We start from the raw sequence: 19134 nt of genomic DNA on the forward strand, positions 1-19134 counted from the left end.
ACGAGATGGACATGCCCATCCGCGCCGTTCTGAACCGTGCCGCTTCACCGCTGCAGATCTACTGGGCGCCGTAACAGGCGCCCTCCCCGGCGCGCCGCTCCATCTGAACGGGCGCCGGCATAAAAATTTACGACAAAAACAATCCCGGTGGCTTCGGCCTCTCCCAAACCGGGATTGACCGAAGGAGGATTGCACATGGCCGCCCATTCCAGCATCGAGGCGATTACCGCGCGTATCGTCGAAAGATCGAAACCGCATCGTGAAGCCTATCTCGACCGATTGAACCGCGCCGTGACGCGTGGCACGCATCGTTCGGTTCTTTCCTGCGGCAACCTTGCGCACGGATTTGCGGTCTGTTCCCCCGCCGATAAGGGCGCGCTCGCCGGCGACGTCGTCCCGAACCTCGGCATCATCACCTCCTATAACGACATGCTTTCGGCCCACCAGCCGTTCGAAACCTATCCGGACCTGATCCGCGAAGCGGCCCGCGAAGCCGGCGGCGTGGCGCAGGTGGCAGGCGGCGTTCCCGCCATGTGCGATGGTGTCACGCAGGGCCAGCCCGGCATGGAACTGTCGCTGTTTTCTCGCGACGTGATCGCCATGTCGGCCGGTATCGGCCTTTCCCACAACATGTTCGACTCATCCGTCTATCTCGGCGTCTGCGACAAGATCGTTCCCGGCCTCGTCATCGCCGCGCTTTCCTTCGGCCACCTGCCGGCCGTGTTCATTCCCGCCGGCCCGATGACCTCAGGGCTTCCGAACGACGAAAAGTCGCGCATCCGCCAGCTTTATGCCGAAGGCAAGGTCGGCCGCGCCGAACTCTTGGAATCCGAATCCAAATCCTACCACGGCCCCGGCACCTGCACGTTCTACGGCACAGCCAATTCCAACCAGATGCTGATGGAAATCATGGGCTTTCATATGCCCGGTTCGTCCTTCATCAATCCGGGCACGCCGCTGCGCGATGCATTGACCAAGGAAGCAGCCAAGCGCGCGCTGGCGATCACCGCTCTCGGCAACGAATTTACGCCTGCCGGCGAGATGATCGACGAACGGTCTATCGTCAACGGCGTTGTCGGCCTGCATGCGACGGGCGGCTCGACCAACCACACGATGCACCTTGTCGCCATGGCGCGTGCTGCCGGCATCCACCTGACATGGGCGGATATTTCCGAGCTTTCGGACATCGTGCCGCTTCTGACCCGCGTCTATCCGAACGGTCTTGCCGACGTGAACCATTTTGCCGCTGCCGGCGGCATGGGCTTTTTGATCAAGCAGCTGCTCGCAGGCGGTCTCGTTCATGACGACGTGCGCACTGTCTTCGGCCAGGGTCTGGAGGCTTACACCATTGAAGCCAAGCTCGGCGACAATGGCGGCGTTGCCCGCGCACCGATCCCGGAAGTCAGTGGTGATCCAAAAGTTCTGACGACGATCGACAAGCCTTTCCAGGCTAATGGCGGCCTCAAAATGCTACATGGCAATCTCGGCAAGGCGGTCATCAAGATTTCGGCCGTCAAGCCGGAGCGCCATATCATCGAGGCCCCAGCGATCGTCTTCCACACCCAGAAGGAATTGCAGGACGCCTTCAAGCGCGGCGATCTCAACAACCGCGATTTCATCGCCGTCGTGCGTTTCCAGGGCCCGAAGGCCAACGGCATGCCGGAACTGCACCAGCTGACACCGCCGCTCGGCGTGCTGCAGGACCGCGGCTTCAAGGTGGCTCTGGTCACCGACGGCCGCATGTCCGGCGCGTCCGGCAAGGTGCCGGCGGCGATCCACATCACCCCGGAAGCCAGTGACGGTGGCCCGATCGCCAAGATCAGGGATGGCGATATCGTCCGCCTCGACGCCACGACCGGCACGCTGGAAGTGCTGGTGGATGCGGCCGAGTTCGCAGCCCGCCCGGCCGCGACCGCCGATCTGTCGGAAAACGAATTCGGCATGGGCCGCGAGCTGTTTGGCGCGTTTCGCCGCAATGTCGGCCATGCCGATCAGGGCGCGAGCGTGTTTGCCTAGAATTTGCAAGGGTCGAACGTAATCGGCCCCTGCCATCCGATCCTGCAGCTGCGGACTGGTTCGCGGCTGCAGTCGTATCAGGGCCAGAGATCGCCGGCATTCACCACGGGCAACTTCGATTTCAGCGCATTGAGGGCAATGGCGTGCACGACCGGCAGCGGCGCTGCACAGAGGTCGCCCACAACCTTCACCTCGAAACGATCGGCTTCGCGTGACATGGCGGTGAAGACGACGCAGTTCTGGGTCATCATTCCGCAAATCAGGAGAGTGGTTACCCCCTCCAGATGGCTCGACAGATCCGTCTCCTGAAAGGCATCGGCGAAGTGCTTGGTGACGACCGGGGCATTGCCTGCGGCGGAAAGTATGGCAGGCCTGATGGCGACACCGGTGCCGGAGGCGGCAAACAGACCTGCATTCCCCGGTGATACGTGGCGTACCAGAATGATCCTGTCTCCAGCTTTCTGCGCCAACCCAAGCGCCACGACGAGGTGGTTTTCGACCTCTTCGGCCTGATGCAGACTCAGTCCCCCGTCGGGGAAATATTCTTCCTGTACATCGATCACAACAAGTGCACGACTCATGATATTTTTCTCCTTTGAGATGCCGTGTCTAGCCTAGCCTTGATTCAAATTTCAGTGGCCCGATGGACATGCTTAGGGTAAATCGGGCCAATGCGTATCGCCATCATCGCCTATGACAAAATAAGCCCTTTCATGCTTTCCACCCCACTTGCCGTATTCGGCGAGCCTTTTGTGGGGAATCGCCATGAGGTAATGATCTGCGGCGAGACGCAACGCGTCGCCGCGATAGGCGGACTGTCGATCGACATCCCTTATCCGCTCAGTCAGGCAGATGACGCAGAGGTCGTCATCCTGCCCGGCTGGCGCCATGTTGACGAGGCGATCCCTGTGGCGATCATCGACGTGATCCGCAGGGCAGCGATGCGCGGCGCCATGGTGGCAGGCCTGTGCCTAGGCGCATTTGCATTGGCTGAAGCCGGTTTGCTGGACGGGCGGCGCGCGACGACACATTGGTCGAGGCTGGACGTATTCCAGTCGCGCTACCCACACATACAGATCGACAAGGGCGCTATCTTCGTCGATGAAGGCATGATCCTGACATCGGCCGGCATCGCTTCCGCAATGGATTGCTGCCTTCACATCCTTGCCCGTCTTTCCGGAAGCACGGAGGCAAACCGGGTGGCACGGCATCTGGTTGTTCCGGTCCAGCGTGGCGGTGGGCAACCGCAGGTCATCGAGCGGCCGACAGCGGCATCCTCAGCCGAGCGCCGTGTTGCAAAAATGCTCGACGATCTGCTTGTCGATCCGACTGGCAACCCCACACTGGACGAACTTGCGCAGAGGACAGGCATGAGCCGGCGCAGTCTCAGCCGGTATATCCGCGCTCATACCGGTGACAGCCTGGGTGCATGGCTGCGTCGCGCCCGCGTGGCATTGGCCCAGGATCTTTTCTTGAAAGGGGCGGACGGTCTGGATCAGATCGCCGGCGTCAGCGGATTTTCCGATGCGAAATCCCTGCGCCATGCCTTCCGAATGGAAACTGGCATGACACCTAAACAGTGGCAGACAAGGCATCGCTTGAGCTAGGGAGTGCCGCAGCCATATGAAAACAACTCTGGAGCTGCTTTCCTTCCGGCAGCCGACCGTAAGCCTGAAATCACGCAGCAACAGCACCGCGCTCAAGCTCAAAACCTTCATCCAGCCATCCGGTGATGCCACCCGCCATGATCTTCACCGGGCGTCCAAGCTCGGCCAGACGCAGCGCGCCTCTCGCCGCGCCATTGCAATGCGGGCCGGCGCAATAGGTCACGAACAGCGTCTTGTCCGGCCATTGCTGCATCTTTGAACGGACGATCTTGCCATGCGGCAGGTTGATGGCACCGGGAATGTGACCTGCGGCGAACAGTGTCGGACTGCGGACGTCGAGAAGGACGAAATCGGGCTGGCGGGACAGCGCATCATGCACATCCCAGCAATCGGTTTCGAAGGTGAATTCAGTGGCAAAATGTTCGCGGGCAATCTCGCTCGGGGCGCTAGCAATGGCGGTAACGGCGCTTGGCATCATGGTCTCCTTTTGTCGGTGACCGCATATTGCTGCTGGCAGTTTTCGATTGCCATTGGCATGATTGCCATCATACATGAAGATCATGCCAAACACTGTTGGACCGCTGGTCACCCCACTTCTCTATGACGGCCTTTGCACGTTCGAATTCGGGATCGTTGCCGAAATCTTTGGCCTGCCCCGACCGGAGATGGGCGAAGGCTGGTATCGTTTTGCCAGTTGTGCCGTCGAACAGGGGCCGCTGCGCGCTCATGGCGGTTTCACGATCATGCCGGATGAAGGTATCGACCTAATCGATCATGCCGATATCATCGTCGTGCCCGGCTGGAAGGGTGTGGACCAAGCGGTTCCCGAGGGGTTGTGCGAACGCTTGCGGCAGGCGCATGAGCGCGGTGCCCGCCTTGTTTCTATCTGCTCCGGCGCCTTCGTTCTGGCGGCGACCGGCCTGTTGGACGGCGGCACCGCGACCACGCATTGGCGATATGCCGAGGCGTTGCGCAAACGCCACCCGGCCATCACCGTGGATGACAGCTCGCTTTACCGTAATCACGAGCGCATTTTCACATCGGCTGGCAGCGCTGCGGGCATGGATCTGCTGATCGAGATCGTGCGTCAGGATTTTGGGCCCGACGCGGCAAGCTCGGTTGCGCGGCGGCTCGTCATGCCGGCCCACCGCAATGGTGGACAGGCGCAGTTTCTGGAGCGGCCGGTGCCGATCCGCCGGCAATCGGAAATCGCACCGCTGCTCGATCAGATGCGTGCCCGGCTTGCGACGGGCTGGACGCTGGAGAAGATGGCAACCGAGTGTCGCATGAGTGTGCGAACATTCATTCGCCGGTTTGCGGAAGCAACCGGAACTTCACCCGGCGAATGGCTGACGGCGGAACGGCTGGAGGAAGCCAAACGGCTTCTTGTGGCGGGGCGTCTCGGTATCGACGAGATCGCGCTTGCCGCCGGTCTTGGAACCGCTGATACGCTGCGTCATCATTTCAGGAAACGGATCGGTATCAGTCCGCGCGAATATCAGTTGCGGTTCGGGCAGGCTCGGTCTTCGTAACGCCTGTTACCAGGTCCGCACATCCAGCTTGCGGTCGCGATGCGCCGGGTGGGTGGAGAAGATGAAAATCCGATCCAGTTCCTTCTGCGTCATCAGGCGCAGGAAACGCACGTCGATCGTGTTGTTGGCGTTCTGGCGCATCAAGAGGCAGCCGATCTTGCTGATGCGGGCGTCCGGAATATCGAGATAGAACTGCTTTGGCAGATTGTACTGGGTGAGGATGCCGAGCACGGCGCCGCTCATCGAGATGCGCAGGACATCGCAACGCCGGGCGGCGAGGTTCATCACCGCCTTTTCGGTATATTCGATGCGGGCGGCATTCATGGTGTCTTCCATGCGGTACCGCGTTTCGCGGTCATACATGAAGGACTCTTCCTTGCTCAGATAACTCGGTCGGCCCCCGGCAATCGCACCCACGTCTATTCTCCTGTTCTCTTGGGCAAAATCTACCGCGCGAAACTTAATAGACCGTGTGAAGCCGAGGCCGGATCACCTTGTGAAACGCTTTCTCTGTGGATGACAATAACAGTTTGCCAATGACCTCAGTCTATTGGCGCAGACTGAGACCATCCGCATCGAAAAGGTGCATCTTTTCCGGCTTGGCCGTGAAGCGGACGCTGTCGCCCTTGTTCACCGGAACGATACCGGGAATTTTGGCGATAATCGGCTCATCCTTGGTCAGCCCTTCGATGTAAAGAAGCGTCACTTCACCGAGCGCCTCGACGATGCCGACCTTGCCTTCGAAAAGGCAGGGATCGCCCTCTGCCGCTACGGCCAGATCTTCCGGGCGGATGCCGAAACTTGCCTGTTTGCCCTGCTGGCCAGCATCGCTCGGAATATCCAGCGTGACCGACTTGCCGCCGGAAAGCGCGACAACCGTCTGCGGTCCGGCGCTGGTGATCTTTGCCGGAATGATGTTCATCGCCGGCGAGCCGATGAAGCGGGCGACGAAAAGGTTTTTGGGCCTCTCGTAAAGCTCCAGCGGTGGGCCGACCTGTTCGATCCTGCCGGCCGAGAGCACGACGATGCGGTCCGCCAGTGTCATCGCCTCGACCTGGTCGTGGGTGACGTAGATCATCGTCGTGTCCGGCATGGACTCTGCTAGCCTCGCGATCTCGATACGGGTGGCGACACGCAGCGCCGCATCGAGATTGGACAGAGGCTCATCGAACAGAAAGACTTTTGGATCGCGGCAGATGGCACGACCGATGGCGACACGCTGGCGCTGGCCACCGGACAGCGCCTTCGGCAGGCGTTCCAGATATTGCGTCAGCTGGAGGATTTCGGCCGCCGCCTTCACGCGACGATCGACCTCCTCCTTGCTTTCCTTCGCAATGCGCATGCCAAAAGCCATGTTGTCGTAGACGGTCATATGCGGATAAAGCGCATAGGATTGGAACACCATGGCGATGCCGCGCCGTGACGGCGGCACCTCGTTGACGACATGACCGTCGATCGACATCTCGCCGCCGGTAATGTCCTCCAGACCGGCGATCATTCTGAGAAGCGTCGATTTTCCGCAGCCGGAGGGGCCGACGAAAACGACGAACTCGCCCTGTTCGATCTCCAGATCGATGCCGTGCAGAACCTGCACCTGGCCATAGGATTTCTTGATATCCTTGAGGATTACCCCGGTCATGCGCATCCCTCCCCTTTTTTATCAGCCAAATTTATCAGGCAAGCCGGGCGAAATAAGCGCCCCAGGCCGGCAGTTCGATGTTTCTGTTCTCGACGGTGCTTTCAAAGCCGTGGCCTTCCAGCACCTGCCAGTCGCCTTCCGGCAGCGGAATGGTTTGCTCATCCGGCCCCATGTTGAAGACGCAGAGCAGCGTTTCGTTGCCAAACATGCGCTCGAACACCAGCCTCGTGCCCTCAGCCGTCACGAAACGGATCTCGCCCTTGGCAAGCGCCGGATGCTGTTTGCGGAAAGCGATGAAGCGGCGGTAATGTTCCAGCACCGAGGACGGATCGCCATACTGGGCGCTGACGGCGTGGATCTGGTGTTCGACCGGGATCGGCAGCCATGTCTTTTCGGCGGTGGAGAAACCGGCCTGAAGCGCCTGCGCATCCCAGACCATCGGCGTGCGGCAACCGTCGCGGCCCTTGAATTCCGGCCAGAACTGGATGCCGTAAGGGTCCTGAAGATCGGCATAGGCGATATCGGCTTCGGTGAGGCCAAGTTCTTCGCCCTGATAGATGCAGACCGAACCGCGCTGGGTAAACAGCAGCGCCGCCAGCATCTTTGCAAACGCATCGCGGTCGAGAACATCGGCACCCCAGCGGCTGACATGACGCACCACATCGTGGTTGGAGAAGGCCCAGCAGGCCCAGCCTTCCGGTGCTGCGGCAGAAAACGCGTTCTGCACTTCGCCGACACGCGGTGCGGTCGGATAATCCGGCGCCAGGAATTCGAAGGCGTAGCACATCTGCATCTTGTCGTTGCCGGATGTGTATTGGCCGACGATTTCCAGACCATACTGGCTGTCGCCGACTTCGCCGACGGCGGCAATGGCCGGGAACTCGTCCAGCACCGCGCGAAAACGCTTGAGGAATTCGAGGTTTTCCGGGCGGTTCTTGTCGTAAAGATGTTCCTGGAAATTGTAGGGGTTCACCGCAGGAGCCGTGGAGGCATTGCGGCGCGACGGATCGAGCGCCGGGTTGCTGCGCAGTTCTTTGTCGTGGAAATAGAAGTTGATCGTGTCGAGGCGGAAACCATCGACGCCGCGCTGCAGCCAGAAACGGGTGACATCCAGCAGCGCATCCTGAACCTCGGGATTGTGCAGGTTGAGATCCGGCTGCGAGGTGAGGAAATTGTGCATGTAATATTGCATGCGGGTCGGATCCCAATGCCATGCGGACCCGCCAAAAATCGACAGCCAGTTATTGGGCGGCGAGCCATCGGGCTTGGCATCGGCCCAGACATACCAATCGGCCTTGGGATTGAAGCGAGAGGAACGGCTTTCGATGAACCATGCGTGCTGGTCCGACGAGTGCGACATGACGAGATCGATCATGACGCGGATTTTAAGGCGATGCGCTTCGGCGATCAGGGCGTCGAAATCCGACAGCGAACCGAACATCGGGTCGATATCGGTATAGTTGGACACATCGTATCCAAAATCCTTCATCGGCGACGGGAAGAAGGGCGAAATCCAGATCGCATCGGCACCCAGAGCCGCGATATGCGGCAGGCGCGCGGTGATGCCCTTCAGGTCGCCGATGCCGTCACCGTTCGAGTCCTGATAGGAACGAGGATAGATCTGGTAGATGACCGCACCACGCCACCAATCCTTGTCGAGCGGCGTTTCGGTCATCTGCGTTACATTGCTCATTCGAAAATCCTGTTAGATAGAAATGCTGTCTGGTGTGATGGTGTGGAAGGGCGTCAGCCGCCCTTCACCGAACCGGCGAGAAGCCCCCGCACGAGGTAACGCTGCAGGGCAAAAAAGACGAGAATGGGGACAATGATGGTGATGAAGGCGGAGGCCGTGAGGATTTCCCACTTGCCGCCCATGGAGCCCAGAAGCGCATTAAGCGCGCCGGTCAGCACCAGCTGATCCTTGCCGGTGCCAAGGAAAACCATGGCGACCAGCAGGTCGTTCCATGTCCACAGGAACTGGAAAATCGAGAAGGAGGCGAGCGCCGGGAAGGACAAAGGCAGCACGATCTTCACGAAGATTTCAAAATCGCTGGCACCATCGACGCGGGCGGATTCGATGATCTCCTTCGGCAGACCGGAAATGTAGTTGCGCAAGAGATAGATGGCGAGAGGCATGCCGAAGGCCGAATGCGCCAGCCAGACGCCGGCGTAGCTGCGTGACGGGATACCGAAGAACGAACCGATATCGTTGTAGAGCGTCAGCAGCGGGATCAGCGCCATTTGCAGCGGCACGACGATCAGGCCAACCACCACGGCGATCAGCAGTGTGCGGCCGGGAAAATGCATCCATGACAGCGCATAGGCCGCGAAGGCCGCGATCAGGATGGGGATGATGGTGGCGGGTACGGCGACGGTGAGCGAATTGACAAAGGCCTGACCGATACCAGCAGAGGTCAGTACGTCGCGATAGTTCTGGGTGGTGAATTCGGGCGCGGTAGCGAGCGAAACGTAAACGCGTTTTGGGCGTTTGTCGTCGAAGGCGGCACCCTTGCTGTAAATGTATGAACCATCCTGATTGATCTGCAGGGTTTCGCCATCGCCGATATCAGCGGGTTTGCCGACCTCGAAGGCCGATGGGTCCTGCACGCGTACACCAAAAGCGCTGACGCTGCCTGCGGCATTGCCCTCGAAGATGGAACCGGAGATGACGAAGCGGCCACCCTCTTCCTTTTGTGTCGCGGGATCGGCGAGCCGGACGGCTTCCATCTGGGTGGAGCCGCTAAAGGCCGTCCACCAGCCGGATGCGGTGATCTGCTCCTTGTCGCGCACCGAGGTGACGAGAATGCCGAGCGTCGGGATCAGCCACAGGATGACGATGGCGAGCACGCTGAGATGCACGAGCAGACGCGGCAAGCCGACGCGGCGCAGGCGGGTGCCAATCGAGGGCGAAGTGGCTCGTGGGTTGCTCGGCAGCGGCGGGACGGTGGTGGTCGTGGTTGCAGTTGCGGCCATGTCAGTGTCCCTCCGCATCGCGATGCGCCTGGCGGATATTCCAGATCATGATCGGCGTGACGGCCAGCATGATGACCAGCGCGATGACAGCACTTCGGCCGCTGTCGCCACCGCCGCGGAACATCCAGTCGAACATCAGGTTGGCGAGCACCATCGTGTTCCATTGGCCATTGGTCATGGTCAGCACGATATCGAAGACTTTCAGAACCAGAATGGTGATCGTCGTCCAGACCACGGCAATCGTGCCCCAGATCTGCGGCACCATGATCTTCCAGAAAATCTGCCAGCCGTTGGCGCCATCGATCACGGCCGCCTCGATGGTTTCCTCCGGAATGCCGCGAAGTGCTGCCGACAGGATGACCATGGCAAAACCGGTCTGGATCCAGATGAGGATGAGCATCAGGAAAAAGTTGTTCCAGAAGGGCAAGGAAATCCAGATCTGTGGGTCGCCGCCGATCGCCTTCACGATGGCGTTCAAGAGGCCGATCTGCGTTTCGTTGCCGCCGCGGAATTCATAGATGAATTTCCAGATGACCGATGCACCGACAAACGAGATCGCCATCGGCATGAAGATGATGCTTTTGGCGATATTGCCCCACCAGATGCGGTCGGTCAGCACGGCGATGACGAGGCCGAAAAATGTGCAGGCGGCGGGCACGACGGCAAGCCAGAGGATGTTGTTGAAAATCGACTGGCGGAACTGCTGGTCGAAAAAGGCCCAGCGGTAATTGGCAAGGCCGACATATTGATCACCGGAGCGATCGTAGAAGGAGAGGATGAAGGTCGCGATCACCGGATAGACGAGATAGACGGCGATCAGGATCAGCGCGGGGCCTAAAAACAGCCAGGGGCGGATGGTGGCGCGGCGGTTGAGATTGACCGAAGCCTGACGGACATTGCCTTCAGGCACCGGCAGCGCCAGCGACAGAAGCCTGTCGGACAGCCAGTAATACAGCGCGCAGGCAAACACGCCAGCGACCATGATGCCGATGGCCGAAACGATCTGCGATATCATTGTTCCCTCCCCTTTGTGCCGCCTGCTTGTTGTGTTGATTGCAGCAACGTTATTCCCGGTATGCGACTTCCAAGTCCGGCTTGTGGTTGGATCCTCGGGTCAAGCCCGAGGATGACGAGTGTGTGGGGATGTGTCCAAGCCAAGTTGAGCGTTTTGCGTGCTGAGGCGTCTTTGGGGGGAAGACACTCCCCCTCCTCCGTCATCCTCACCCTCGGGTTAAACCCGAGGGTGACACGAGGATCCATACCCAAGCTCGCCACCCTCACCGAATCGAGTGGCTCAGCCCCTACTTCAACCCATCCCAGGCCTTCTGGATATCACCCGCCGCAGTCTTGGCATCCTTGCCGCCGACATAATCGATCATGCCGGTCCAGAAGGCACCGGCGCCGATCTTGCCCGGCATCATGTCGGATGCGTCGAAGCGGAAGGTCGTGGCCGTGGTCAGCAACTCGCCCTGCTTGCGCAGCACGTCATTGGCATAGGCATCCGGCTTCACGCCCTTGAACGGTGTCAGGAACGAGGCCTGCGCCATCCACACCTCATGGGCGATCGGCGTTTTCAGAAATTCGATGAAGGCCTGTGCCGCCGGTGAATCCTTGGTGATGGAGAACATCGTGCCCGCGCCGAGAACCGGCTTGCCGAGTTCAGGCTTGGAGGCATAGGTCGGCAGGTAGAAGAAGTCGGCATCGACGCCCAGTTCCTTGTCCGGCGGGAAGAAGGACGGCACGAACGAGGCCTGATGGTGCAGGTAGCACTTTGGCGGGATGTCGAAGAGGCCCTTGGGGCTATCGCGGAAGTCGGTGGAGGAAACGGCTGCCGCGCCGCCCGAGACATATTTGTCGTTCTTGGCAAACTTGCCGAATTCCTCGATGGCGCCGACCACGGCCTGATCATCGAACTTGATCTCGTTCGACACCCACTTGTCATAGGTTTCCGGCGACTGCGTGCGCAGCATCATGTCTTCCACCCAGTCGGTGGCAGGCCAGCCGGTGGCGCCGCCCGAACCGAGGCCAATGCACCACGGCACGCCGCCATCCTCGACGATCTGGTCGGACAGTTTTATCAGGTCCTCCATGGTCTCAGGGACCTCGTAACCGGCTTCCTCAAAGTTTTCCGGCACGTACCAGACGAGCGATTTCAGATCGACCTTGAACGGGAAACCGAAATAGGCCTCCTTGCCGTCCTTGCCCTTGTAGGTGCCGTATTTGATCCAGTCCTCGCCGGAACCGTAATTGGTTTTCACCCACTCATCCGTGCCTTGGGCGAGTGGCGTCAAAAAACCCTTGGTGGCGAGATCGGCCAGCAGGCCCGGCTGCGGAATGATGGCGATATTGGGCGGAGAACCGGCCTGCGTATCGATGACGATCTGCTGCTCGTAATTTTCCGAGGAGGAATATTTGCCGTTGATGCCGGTGGCTGCGTTGAAATAGGCAAGCACGCTGTTGAACAGCACCTCATCCTCGCCGCGCCATGGTCCGAACAGCGTCAGCGACTGGCCCTTGAGGTCGCCATGCGCCGCCTTGAAATCCTCAAAACTCTTCCAGTTGAATTTTGCGTCCTTGCCCGGCTCGAATTTCAGCTCCTGCGCAACCGCTCCCGTTGCCACCAGCGCCGCCAGTGCCGTTCCCATCCAAAATGACAGTTTCATCGTCAGCCTCCCGCCTTGTGCGCGGTCGCGTCGCCGCGCTTCTCCACCGCAGTACGAAAACGTACCATGTGTAGAAGACATAAGGCGCTGCCGGAGGAGTCAACCCCCGGTGAAGGCTCAGAATTTCGGAACCGCAACTCCAAGTGCGCGGCTGGCGGCAACGACGGTGTTTGCCATCAGCATGGCGATGGTCATCGGACCGACTCCACCCGGTACCGGCGTGATCGATCCGGCCACTTTTTCGCACTCTGAAAAGGCAACATCACCCACCAGGCGGGTCTTGCCCACCCCCTTTTCAGGGGCGGGAATGCGGTTGATGCCGACATCGATGATCGTGGCGCCGGGCTTGACCCAATCGGCCTTGACCATTTCGCTGCGTCCAACAGCCGCAACCAGAATGTCCGCATTTTTGCAGATCGAAGCGAGATCCTTGCTGCGCGAATGCGCCATCGTCACCGTTGCATTGGCGGCGAGCAGAAGCAGCGCCATCGGCTTGCCAAAAAGGTTGGAACGGCCGATGACCACGGCATTCAGGCCGGAGAGATCGTCGCCCAAAGCCTGCTTCACCAGAAGCATGGAACCCGCGGGCGTGCAGGAGACGAGACCGGTTTCAAAATCGCCCGTGGCGATCTTGCCCGCGTTGACGACATGCAGACCGTCGACGTCTTTTTCCGGCGCGACGAGTTGCGTCACGCCCTCGCTGTCGAGATTTTTGGGCAGCGGCAGTTGCACGAGGATGCCGTGAATGGCCGGATCGGCATTGAGTTCGGCCACGAGAGCCTCAAGGGCTTCCTGCGTCGTATCACCGGGAAGGCTGTGCTGGATGGAGTTGAAACCGCACTGTTTTGCCATGCGGCTTTTGGCGGCAACATAGGTATGGCTGGCGGCATCGTCACCGACGATAACGACGGCGAGACCGGGGCGGACACCTTTCTGGCCTTCGAGAGCGGCGGACGCTTGCGTGACCGTGGCGATGACCTTTTCAGCCGCCAGTTTGCCGTCGATTACCGTTGCCATGCGCGCCTCGCTTCCAAAATGTCAGTGAACATTGCCTGAGCACAAGGCCTATGCTGGGAAATGCGGCGAATGGCAAGCTTCGCGGCGGACAAACGGTACACCGTTCGCGACGTGGACTACGAAAAGATCAGCGCTGACCGGCAGCGCGGCGTTCGTTGAATTCGGCCACCCGTTCGCGCAGCGACATGATGTCCTGACGCAGGGCGGCGGTCCTACGCTCCTCTTCGGGCTCTTCTTCGTAATGCGGGGCGATGGTCACGCCACCGGCCATGACGGCGGCAACCAGCGGCGGAAGATGCGTTTCGGCCTGTTCTTCCCGCATCCGGTTGGCGAGCAGCAGTTCGCGGACACGGTCTGCCAGCGGCGTGGAACTATTGGCAGCGACCGGATAATCATGCTCATTGCTCAGCAGGTCCGGCTCTTCCTCGGCATACGCGTCGTGATGGCCGTAATATTCCTGATGATATTCCTCGTCATCCCGATCGAGAGCGGCCGGAAGCACATCTTGGGCAATGGTCGCAACGACAGGCACTTCGACGGTCCGCAACGGCACGACCGGCTGTGATTGCAGCAAATCTATTTCCTCGCCGTCGAACAGGTCCTCTTCTTCCTCGGCGACGGTATATTCATCCTCGTCCGCCAGACGGCGCGGAAGCGCAAAGCCGAGGACCAAGCCGAAACCAAGGCCCAGCATGGCGCCGATGCCGGAGAGCATCCACATCGGCAGGCCCACCGGCTCCGCAGTGGCGACATTGGCCGGCGCGACGGTCTTGACCGAGATAGGGCCGGCAACAGCGGCCGCATCGAGGCGCTGGACAGAACCGAGGTAATCCTGCCTCGCCTTTTCGGCTTTGGCCTGCAAATCGGCAAGTGCCTGTGCCTCGGGCGACGGTGGCGTGGCAGCCATCTTCTGCAGGCGCGTTTTCAGTTCTGCCAGATCCTTGGCCACAGTCGCTTCCTGCTGCTTCAGCGATGTGGAAAGACGCATCAGGGCCGCATCGATCTTGCCGCGTGCTTCACTGAGCGCCGCCTGCGCTGCCAGAAGGCGCGGATGGCGCGGCCCGAGACTGGCGGATAGCTGGTCAACCAGAAGCTTGGCATCCACATGTGTCTGACGCATCTGATCGATGCCCGAATAATCGAAGGCAGACGACAAAGTGGTGGTCAGCACATCGGTCGATGATGTTGCAGATACCGTTTTGACATCGTCCCGCAACCGGGCGACATTTGCCTCCTGGGTGGCAATCTCCTGTTCAAGAGCAAGCCGTTCGGTCTCGGTTCGGCGCAAGGCACTGCCGTCACCGCTTTTGGCAAGTGCCTCGGACACGGCGGTATCCGCCTGCTGCATCGCCCGCTCAAGCCCTTCTGCGTGCATGCGGGTCGAGCGGATCGCAGCCCCACTCAGTTCCCGCTGATAAAGTTCCGCCACCGCACGCGCAATGCGCGTCGACTTGCGGGCATCGCGCGTTTCGACGGCGATGACGATGCGCCGGCCGCTCGCATCCGGTACTGCAGTGAAGGTGGCGGACAGGCGCTCCCGCATTTTGGCATCGGCGGCGGATACGGTCATCGCCTTACCGGTGAGGATATCGGAGACGACGCCGATAGCGCTCGGCCCAGATACGGAAAACTCTTCGTCGCGTGCAAGATCAAGCGTGCGGGCCATGCCATCGAGATTGGCGACAGAGCGCACCGCCTTGCCCGCTTCCTCGATCGCGCTCTGCCTTTCTGCCTTTGACAGGCCGGCGGCATCGACGCCGATGATCGTTTCCACGGCATATCTGCGAGTAAGGTCATGACCGAAAAACTGTGGTGCGGCAGCGCCGGCGACAACAAGCACCGACGTTGTCAGTGCCAGCAGCACCTTGCGTGTCTTGCCGCTTTCCGCATTGCTCAGCGGATGCGATCGCTCGTGATGTTCCGGTGCAAACATTGTGCCGAACCGCGCTTGTCTATGATTAAGACATGCTAAAGTTTTCTGGCAAACAAAACGTTAACGTCTTACCGAAACGCACCTATATGGCGAATTTTTCACCGACACGAAACATTAAGGGTTGCGACCGTTAAACGCCGCCCCGGCCATGACGATCAAGCCGTTATGGCGCAGGCTGACCGCCTGCTCGAAACGGATCTCCTCGCCGAAACCGCAGGCATCGACGATGACCAGATCAGGAACCGAACCGACAAAACCGGCAACGCCTTCAGGGGCGACGATGCCGTTACCGATATCTGTGGCGCGGACGACAGTAAGCATATGCCAGGGAGCGTGCTGCGACAGGTGCGCGCGCATCGCTTCAAGTCGAGGAAGACCGGCTCCGACAAGTGCGACATGGCAACGGGGCACGAAGGTCAGCAGCGCATCCACAAAGCCCTTGGTGTCGAACCGGCTCTTCAGCGGACCACCACCCTGCCAACGCGCCATCATCGACAATGTGCGACTGGCGGGCAGCAAGATACGGTTGGCGAGAACGGCGCGACAATCTGCGTCGATGGACAGCCGCAAGGCAGTCTGGCCGTCGATGAACGACAGTGTCCGCGGGGCCTGGCGCAAATTGGAGAGGAGCTCAACATAGGTGAGCGTCTCTGTCCATTCCATGTCGCAAACCGTAACACCGAGCAGGTTGCGAAGGCCATCCGGCTGAACTGCGGAAGTCCATTCGCCCTGATGATCAAGGCCGGCGAAAACGCCGGAATGCGCAGATGGGGAAATCGAAAGTTGAGCGGGTCGCATCGTCGCCATTTCAGCCAGAGAAAGCCTGCGACGAGATGTATCACGCGGTGATGAAATCGCGTTTAAGCCGACAGGTGCAATCCGATGCGGTGGCTTAGGGAATAATTAACCATGACAGACAGGCCGCATTCAACGCGACCTGTCCGGATAGTCTTAATGGCCGCTGCTGGCGGGTGCAGCAACCGGCGTGCCTTCAACGATCTTGGTGGGCGCAACCTGGTTCTTCGCCGAACGCGAGGTATTTTCGCGAATGTCTTCCTTGCCGAGATAGTCGATCTGCTCGACCATCACATCGGTGACAGTGCCCTCACCCATCTTGGTGTTGAGGCCTTCCTTGATCTTCTGCTTGAAAGCTTCGAGCTTGAAAGCCTTGGTATTGGCGAGATCAATCATCTTGTTACCGACCAGCAGCGTATAAAGCTCGTCGGTCATCATCTCCGTCAGCGGCATCTGGGCGACGACATGCATCTTTTCCTTCGCCATCAGGAAGGAAATGCGGGTGATGAAATAACCGTTGACCGTGCCGTTGGCGAGCAACGGCACGTTGATCACTTCGCCCTTCACGACCTGCATGTTGGCAAGGCGCTGCGCTTCTTCATCGAGCGGCGGCGGTGGTGCCGACGCGCGCACGGAGAAGAACACGGCACCGAGCGTAACAACGCAGACCCAGAGACCGGTGAGGATGAGCTTGACCATCAGGCCTCGCTATAAAGGAACTGTTCCTGCGTATAGGTGCCGTCGCCGTCGGCATCGCGCACGGCATTCTTCAGAAGATCGGCAACCGTACGCACGGCATTGAGGTGAGCTTCGACGCGGCGGGCATTGACCTTGAGCTTGGCCTTCAGCGCGTGCATCTGCTCGACATGATTGGCGGCCAGTTCCTTCGGGTCGGCGCTGCGGAAAAGCATGGTCAACTCATAAAGGCAACGGCTCTTGTGCGCGTTCGATACCTTGAAATCGAATTCCGGATCATGGCCGATCCGCTGGTTCTCATTCTCGATGATCATCTCCAAGCGGCCAAGCACCGTCTTGATGCGATAATCACTGGAAACCATTTCCATATGTTCCATTCCTGCTTTTGTCATATCAAGCCCCCTCCCTCTTCATTTCTTCCGTCTTCAGCGTGCGACGCTGAAAATCCTCGATCGCGCCTGTGGCGCGGGCACGGTCATTCTCGTCGGTCTCGGCGTTGAGCGCCTTTTTGGCATCCAGGCGGTCCAGCGCCTGCGAATACATCTGTTCGGCAATGCCGATGCCGCCGGTCTTCGACATGGAATCGGCAATCTGCTCCGACATCATGCTCTTCCAGAACTCGCCGGCAGAGCCTTTGCCGTAGACGTTTTCGCTGTCACTCGGCATCATGGTGTTGACGAAGTTCTGCAGCACCGAGGCTTCGAACTTGCGATATTCCTCCGGCATGTCGGCCGTCTTGGCAGACTTGTCGATGCGGCCGATACCGGCCTTGAATGCGCTGGTGTCCATGGCAGCACCAAAGCCAGCACCGGCTTCGGCAAGGCTGTTGGCGGCAAAGGCCGCTTTGTTGGCCTTCAGCTTGGCCTGTGCTGCCTGCACATCCACCGGGTCGGCGGCGCGAAGCACATCAAGCACGAGGTCGCTTGGAGGAGATATAGCCACGTCAGCTCCTGAATTGAGAAAACTTGGAGCGGACTATGCCGGGTGAAGCTTGCTGCAGGCTGGCGCGAAAATCGAAAACTGAACTTCAGACGGAAAATTCCGCAAAAACTGATATTTAACAACTATCTTTACTTAGTAGGACTTGGGCCCGCCGGTTGCCAGCGTGATCTCGAGAAGCTCATAAATGGCATTGTCGTCCTTCTCGCGCTCTTCCGCTTCGCGCGCGTCCTTCATCTGGTCTTCCAGACGGTCACCCTTGGTACGCTCCTTGATGACGCGCACTTCCTGCGCTTTCTGGATGTCGGTCAGCTGCTTTTCGCGCACCATCAGTTTGCCGAAGCGGCCGGCATAATTATGCGAGAACTGCATATGGATCGGAGAAACCGAACCGATGGCCTCGATGACACGTTCCTTGGACTGGTTGACCTCGACGATCTGGCGCCCGGTGGCGGCCAGTTCGTTTTCGGCCATCTTTTCCATATGGCGCTGCAGATTGACGAGACGCTTGAGTTTCTTGGATCGTGTCTGTTCGCCGCCGGCCATTTTTTACCCTCAGAATGACGTGAAGACCGGCACGAAACCGTCGGCAAACTGCCGGATCATCGCACCGATGGACAGATAAAGCAGGAACAGCCCGCCGAACAGCAGGAACGGCGCCGAGATGAACGACACCGGCACCTGCGGCGCCAGCTTGTTGATGAGGCCGATCGCGATGTTGAAGATCATGCCGAACAGCAGGAACGGGCCTGCCAGCCGCAGCATGATCACCGTCGAGGCTCTGAGCGTGTCGGTCAGCGTGATCAGCATCTTCTGCGGCTCTATGATCGCACCGACCGGCGTCACGCCATAGGAATCGACCAGGGCGCGAAACATGATGTGGTGGAAATCCAGCAGAAACAGCACCATCAGGCCGCCGAAGCTGATCAGGTTGATCAGCTGGTTTTCAGGCATGTCTTCGAGGACATCGCTGCCGCCCGGTGCGTTGAAACCGATAGACGTGCTGATGATCGTGCCGGCGAACTGCAATCCGATCACATAAATACGGGCGATCAATCCGTAGATGATACCGACAAAGGCTTCCGAGACGATGAGGCCGACATAAGCCGGGCCGGGATTGGAGACGCGCGGATAAATCGTATCCCAAAGCACAGGCATGATTGCCATCGATACCGCGACGGCCACGAGAAGGCGAATCTGGGCGGGCAATCGCGCACTCGAAAATCCCGGCATGACCATCATGCAGGCGCCCATGCGGCAGAAACACAGGAACAGCGTCAGTATGATGCCTTGCGCGTCTATCGGGCCGCTGAACATGGTGACT

Annotated in this window: 19 protein-coding genes; 3 read left to right on the forward strand and 16 right to left on the reverse strand. The window is 59.6% G+C overall.

The window, feature by feature from the left end:
* Nucleotides 1-195: 195 nt before the first annotated feature.
* The gene (gene edd, locus GAO09_RS18640) at nucleotides 196-2016 is read left to right on the forward strand and encodes a phosphogluconate dehydratase (RefSeq protein ID WP_153355801.1); all 1821 of its coding nucleotides are present in this window, start codon (nucleotides 196-198) and stop codon (nucleotides 2014-2016) included.
* 77 nt (nucleotides 2017-2093) lie between these two features.
* Here edd and GAO09_RS18645 read toward each other — a convergent pair whose 3' ends face one another.
* Nucleotides 2094-2597 (reverse strand): cysteine hydrolase family protein, encoded by a 504-nt coding sequence (locus tag GAO09_RS18645; protein WP_153355803.1) that lies wholly within the window; start codon nucleotides 2595-2597, stop codon nucleotides 2094-2096.
* A gap of 90 nt (nucleotides 2598-2687) precedes the next feature.
* On the opposite strand from GAO09_RS18645, the gene GAO09_RS18650 reads away from it, so the two are divergent.
* Nucleotides 2688-3623 carry a GlxA family transcriptional regulator gene (locus GAO09_RS18650; RefSeq protein WP_153355805.1) on the forward strand — a complete coding sequence of 312 codons (936 nt, stop codon included), beginning with the start codon at nucleotides 2688-2690 and terminating at the stop codon, nucleotides 3621-3623.
* 70 nt (nucleotides 3624-3693) lie between these two features.
* Here the strand turns inward: GAO09_RS18650 and GAO09_RS18655 are convergent, their stop codons facing one another.
* Nucleotides 3694-4098 (reverse strand): rhodanese-like domain-containing protein, encoded by a 405-nt coding sequence (locus GAO09_RS18655; protein ID WP_153355807.1) that lies wholly within the window; start codon nucleotides 4096-4098, stop codon nucleotides 3694-3696.
* 85 nt (nucleotides 4099-4183) lie between these two features.
* Here GAO09_RS18655 and ftrA point away from each other — a divergent pair, with 85 nt between their 5' ends.
* Complete coding sequence (gene ftrA / locus GAO09_RS18660; RefSeq protein WP_153356667.1) at nucleotides 4184-5155, forward strand: transcriptional regulator FtrA; 972 nt, start codon at nucleotides 4184-4186, stop codon at nucleotides 5153-5155.
* A gap of 6 nt (nucleotides 5156-5161) precedes the next feature.
* On the opposite strand, the gene GAO09_RS18665 is transcribed toward ftrA, so the two are convergent.
* From GAO09_RS18665 to fliR, 14 genes are all read right to left on the reverse strand, one after another.
* Nucleotides 5162-5518, reverse strand: coding sequence for a hypothetical protein (locus tag GAO09_RS18665; protein ID WP_153356670.1), 357 nt, complete (start codon nucleotides 5516-5518; stop codon nucleotides 5162-5164).
* A gap of 184 nt (nucleotides 5519-5702) precedes the next feature.
* Nucleotides 5703-6794: an ABC transporter ATP-binding protein gene (locus GAO09_RS18670; protein ID WP_153355809.1), complete on the reverse strand. Its 1092-nt coding sequence runs from the start codon at nucleotides 6792-6794 to the stop codon at nucleotides 5703-5705.
* 34 nt (nucleotides 6795-6828) lie between these two features.
* Complete coding sequence (gene bglA, locus GAO09_RS18675) at nucleotides 6829-8487, reverse strand: beta-galactosidase BglA (protein WP_153355811.1); 1659 nt, start codon at nucleotides 8485-8487, stop codon at nucleotides 6829-6831.
* 53 nt (nucleotides 8488-8540) lie between these two features.
* Nucleotides 8541-9767, reverse strand: coding sequence for a carbohydrate ABC transporter permease (locus GAO09_RS18680; protein ID WP_153355813.1), 1227 nt, complete (start codon nucleotides 9765-9767; stop codon nucleotides 8541-8543).
* 1 nt (nucleotide 9768) lies between these two features.
* Nucleotides 9769-10782: a carbohydrate ABC transporter permease gene (locus GAO09_RS18685; protein WP_153355815.1), complete on the reverse strand. Its 1014-nt coding sequence runs from the start codon at nucleotides 10780-10782 to the stop codon at nucleotides 9769-9771.
* 286 nt (nucleotides 10783-11068) lie between these two features.
* Nucleotides 11069-12430: an ABC transporter substrate-binding protein gene (locus tag GAO09_RS18690; protein WP_153355817.1), complete on the reverse strand. Its 1362-nt coding sequence runs from the start codon at nucleotides 12428-12430 to the stop codon at nucleotides 11069-11071.
* 117 nt (nucleotides 12431-12547) lie between these two features.
* Nucleotides 12548-13447, reverse strand: a complete 900-nt coding sequence (gene folD / locus GAO09_RS18695; protein WP_153355819.1) for a bifunctional methylenetetrahydrofolate dehydrogenase/methenyltetrahydrofolate cyclohydrolase FolD — start codon at nucleotides 13445-13447, stop codon at nucleotides 12548-12550.
* A gap of 127 nt (nucleotides 13448-13574) precedes the next feature.
* Nucleotides 13575-15380 (reverse strand): GumC domain-containing protein, encoded by a 1806-nt coding sequence (locus tag GAO09_RS18700; RefSeq protein ID WP_153355821.1) that lies wholly within the window; start codon nucleotides 15378-15380, stop codon nucleotides 13575-13577.
* Between the two features lie 114 nt (nucleotides 15381-15494).
* Nucleotides 15495-16178 (reverse strand): hypothetical protein, encoded by a 684-nt coding sequence (locus GAO09_RS18705; RefSeq protein WP_153355823.1) that lies wholly within the window; start codon nucleotides 16176-16178, stop codon nucleotides 15495-15497.
* Nucleotides 16179-16331: 153 nt separating this feature from the next.
* Nucleotides 16332-16874 (reverse strand): hypothetical protein, encoded by a 543-nt coding sequence (locus GAO09_RS18710; RefSeq protein ID WP_153355824.1) that lies wholly within the window; start codon nucleotides 16872-16874, stop codon nucleotides 16332-16334.
* Nucleotides 16874-17239 (reverse strand): hypothetical protein, encoded by a 366-nt coding sequence (locus GAO09_RS18715; RefSeq protein WP_153356673.1) that lies wholly within the window; start codon nucleotides 17237-17239, stop codon nucleotides 16874-16876. Before GAO09_RS18715 ends, GAO09_RS18710 begins: the two co-directional genes overlap by 1 nt.
* A gap of 25 nt (nucleotides 17240-17264) precedes the next feature.
* Nucleotides 17265-17813, reverse strand: coding sequence for a rod-binding protein (locus GAO09_RS18720; RefSeq protein WP_324185771.1), 549 nt, complete (start codon nucleotides 17811-17813; stop codon nucleotides 17265-17267).
* A gap of 132 nt (nucleotides 17814-17945) precedes the next feature.
* On the reverse strand, nucleotides 17946-18356 hold the full coding sequence (locus GAO09_RS18725) for a hypothetical protein (RefSeq protein WP_153355826.1): 411 nt from the start codon (nucleotides 18354-18356) through the stop codon (nucleotides 17946-17948).
* Nucleotides 18357-18365: 9 nt separating this feature from the next.
* Nucleotides 18366-19127 carry a flagellar biosynthetic protein FliR gene (gene fliR, locus GAO09_RS18730; RefSeq protein WP_153355828.1) on the reverse strand — a complete coding sequence of 254 codons (762 nt, stop codon included), beginning with the start codon at nucleotides 19125-19127 and terminating at the stop codon, nucleotides 18366-18368.
* Nucleotides 19128-19134 lie beyond the last annotated feature (7 nt).

The organism is Endobacterium cereale (genome assembly GCF_009617585.1).
Lineage (GTDB): Bacteria > Pseudomonadota > Alphaproteobacteria > Rhizobiales > Rhizobiaceae > Neorhizobium > Neorhizobium cereale.

Coding starts and splice junctions, on each gene's coding strand:
- edd (WP_153355801.1), top strand. CDS start 196: ATGGCCGCCCATTCCAGCATCGAGGCGATTACCGCGCGTATCGTCGAA.
- GAO09_RS18645 (WP_153355803.1), bottom strand. CDS start 2,597: ATGAGTCGTGCACTTGTTGTGATCGATGTACAGGAAGAATATTTCCCC.
- GAO09_RS18650 (WP_153355805.1), top strand. CDS start 2,688: ATGCGTATCGCCATCATCGCCTATGACAAAATAAGCCCTTTCATGCTT.
- GAO09_RS18655 (WP_153355807.1), bottom strand. CDS start 4,098: ATGCCAAGCGCCGTTACCGCCATTGCTAGCGCCCCGAGCGAGATTGCC.
- ftrA (WP_153356667.1), top strand. CDS start 4,184: ATGCCAAACACTGTTGGACCGCTGGTCACCCCACTTCTCTATGACGGC.
- GAO09_RS18665 (WP_153356670.1), bottom strand. CDS start 5,518: ATGTATGACCGCGAAACGCGGTACCGCATGGAAGACACCATGAATGCC.
- GAO09_RS18670 (WP_153355809.1), bottom strand. CDS start 6,794: ATGACCGGGGTAATCCTCAAGGATATCAAGAAATCCTATGGCCAGGTG.
- bglA (WP_153355811.1), bottom strand. CDS start 8,487: ATGAGCAATGTAACGCAGATGACCGAAACGCCGCTCGACAAGGATTGG.
- GAO09_RS18680 (WP_153355813.1), bottom strand. CDS start 9,767: ATGGCCGCAACTGCAACCACGACCACCACCGTCCCGCCGCTGCCGAGC.
- GAO09_RS18685 (WP_153355815.1), bottom strand. CDS start 10,782: ATGATATCGCAGATCGTTTCGGCCATCGGCATCATGGTCGCTGGCGTG.
- GAO09_RS18690 (WP_153355817.1), bottom strand. CDS start 12,430: ATGAAACTGTCATTTTGGATGGGAACGGCACTGGCGGCGCTGGTGGCA.
- folD (WP_153355819.1), bottom strand. CDS start 13,447: ATGGCAACGGTAATCGACGGCAAACTGGCGGCTGAAAAGGTCATCGCC.
- GAO09_RS18700 (WP_153355821.1), bottom strand. CDS start 15,380: ATGTTTGCACCGGAACATCACGAGCGATCGCATCCGCTGAGCAATGCG.
- GAO09_RS18705 (WP_153355823.1), bottom strand. CDS start 16,178: ATGCGACCCGCTCAACTTTCGATTTCCCCATCTGCGCATTCCGGCGTT.
- GAO09_RS18710 (WP_153355824.1), bottom strand. CDS start 16,874: ATGGTCAAGCTCATCCTCACCGGTCTCTGGGTCTGCGTTGTTACGCTC.
- GAO09_RS18715 (WP_153356673.1), bottom strand. CDS start 17,239: ATGGAAATGGTTTCCAGTGATTATCGCATCAAGACGGTGCTTGGCCGC.
- GAO09_RS18725 (WP_153355826.1), bottom strand. CDS start 18,356: ATGGCCGGCGGCGAACAGACACGATCCAAGAAACTCAAGCGTCTCGTC.
- fliR (WP_153355828.1), bottom strand. CDS start 19,127: ATGTTCAGCGGCCCGATAGACGCGCAAGGCATCATACTGACGCTGTTC.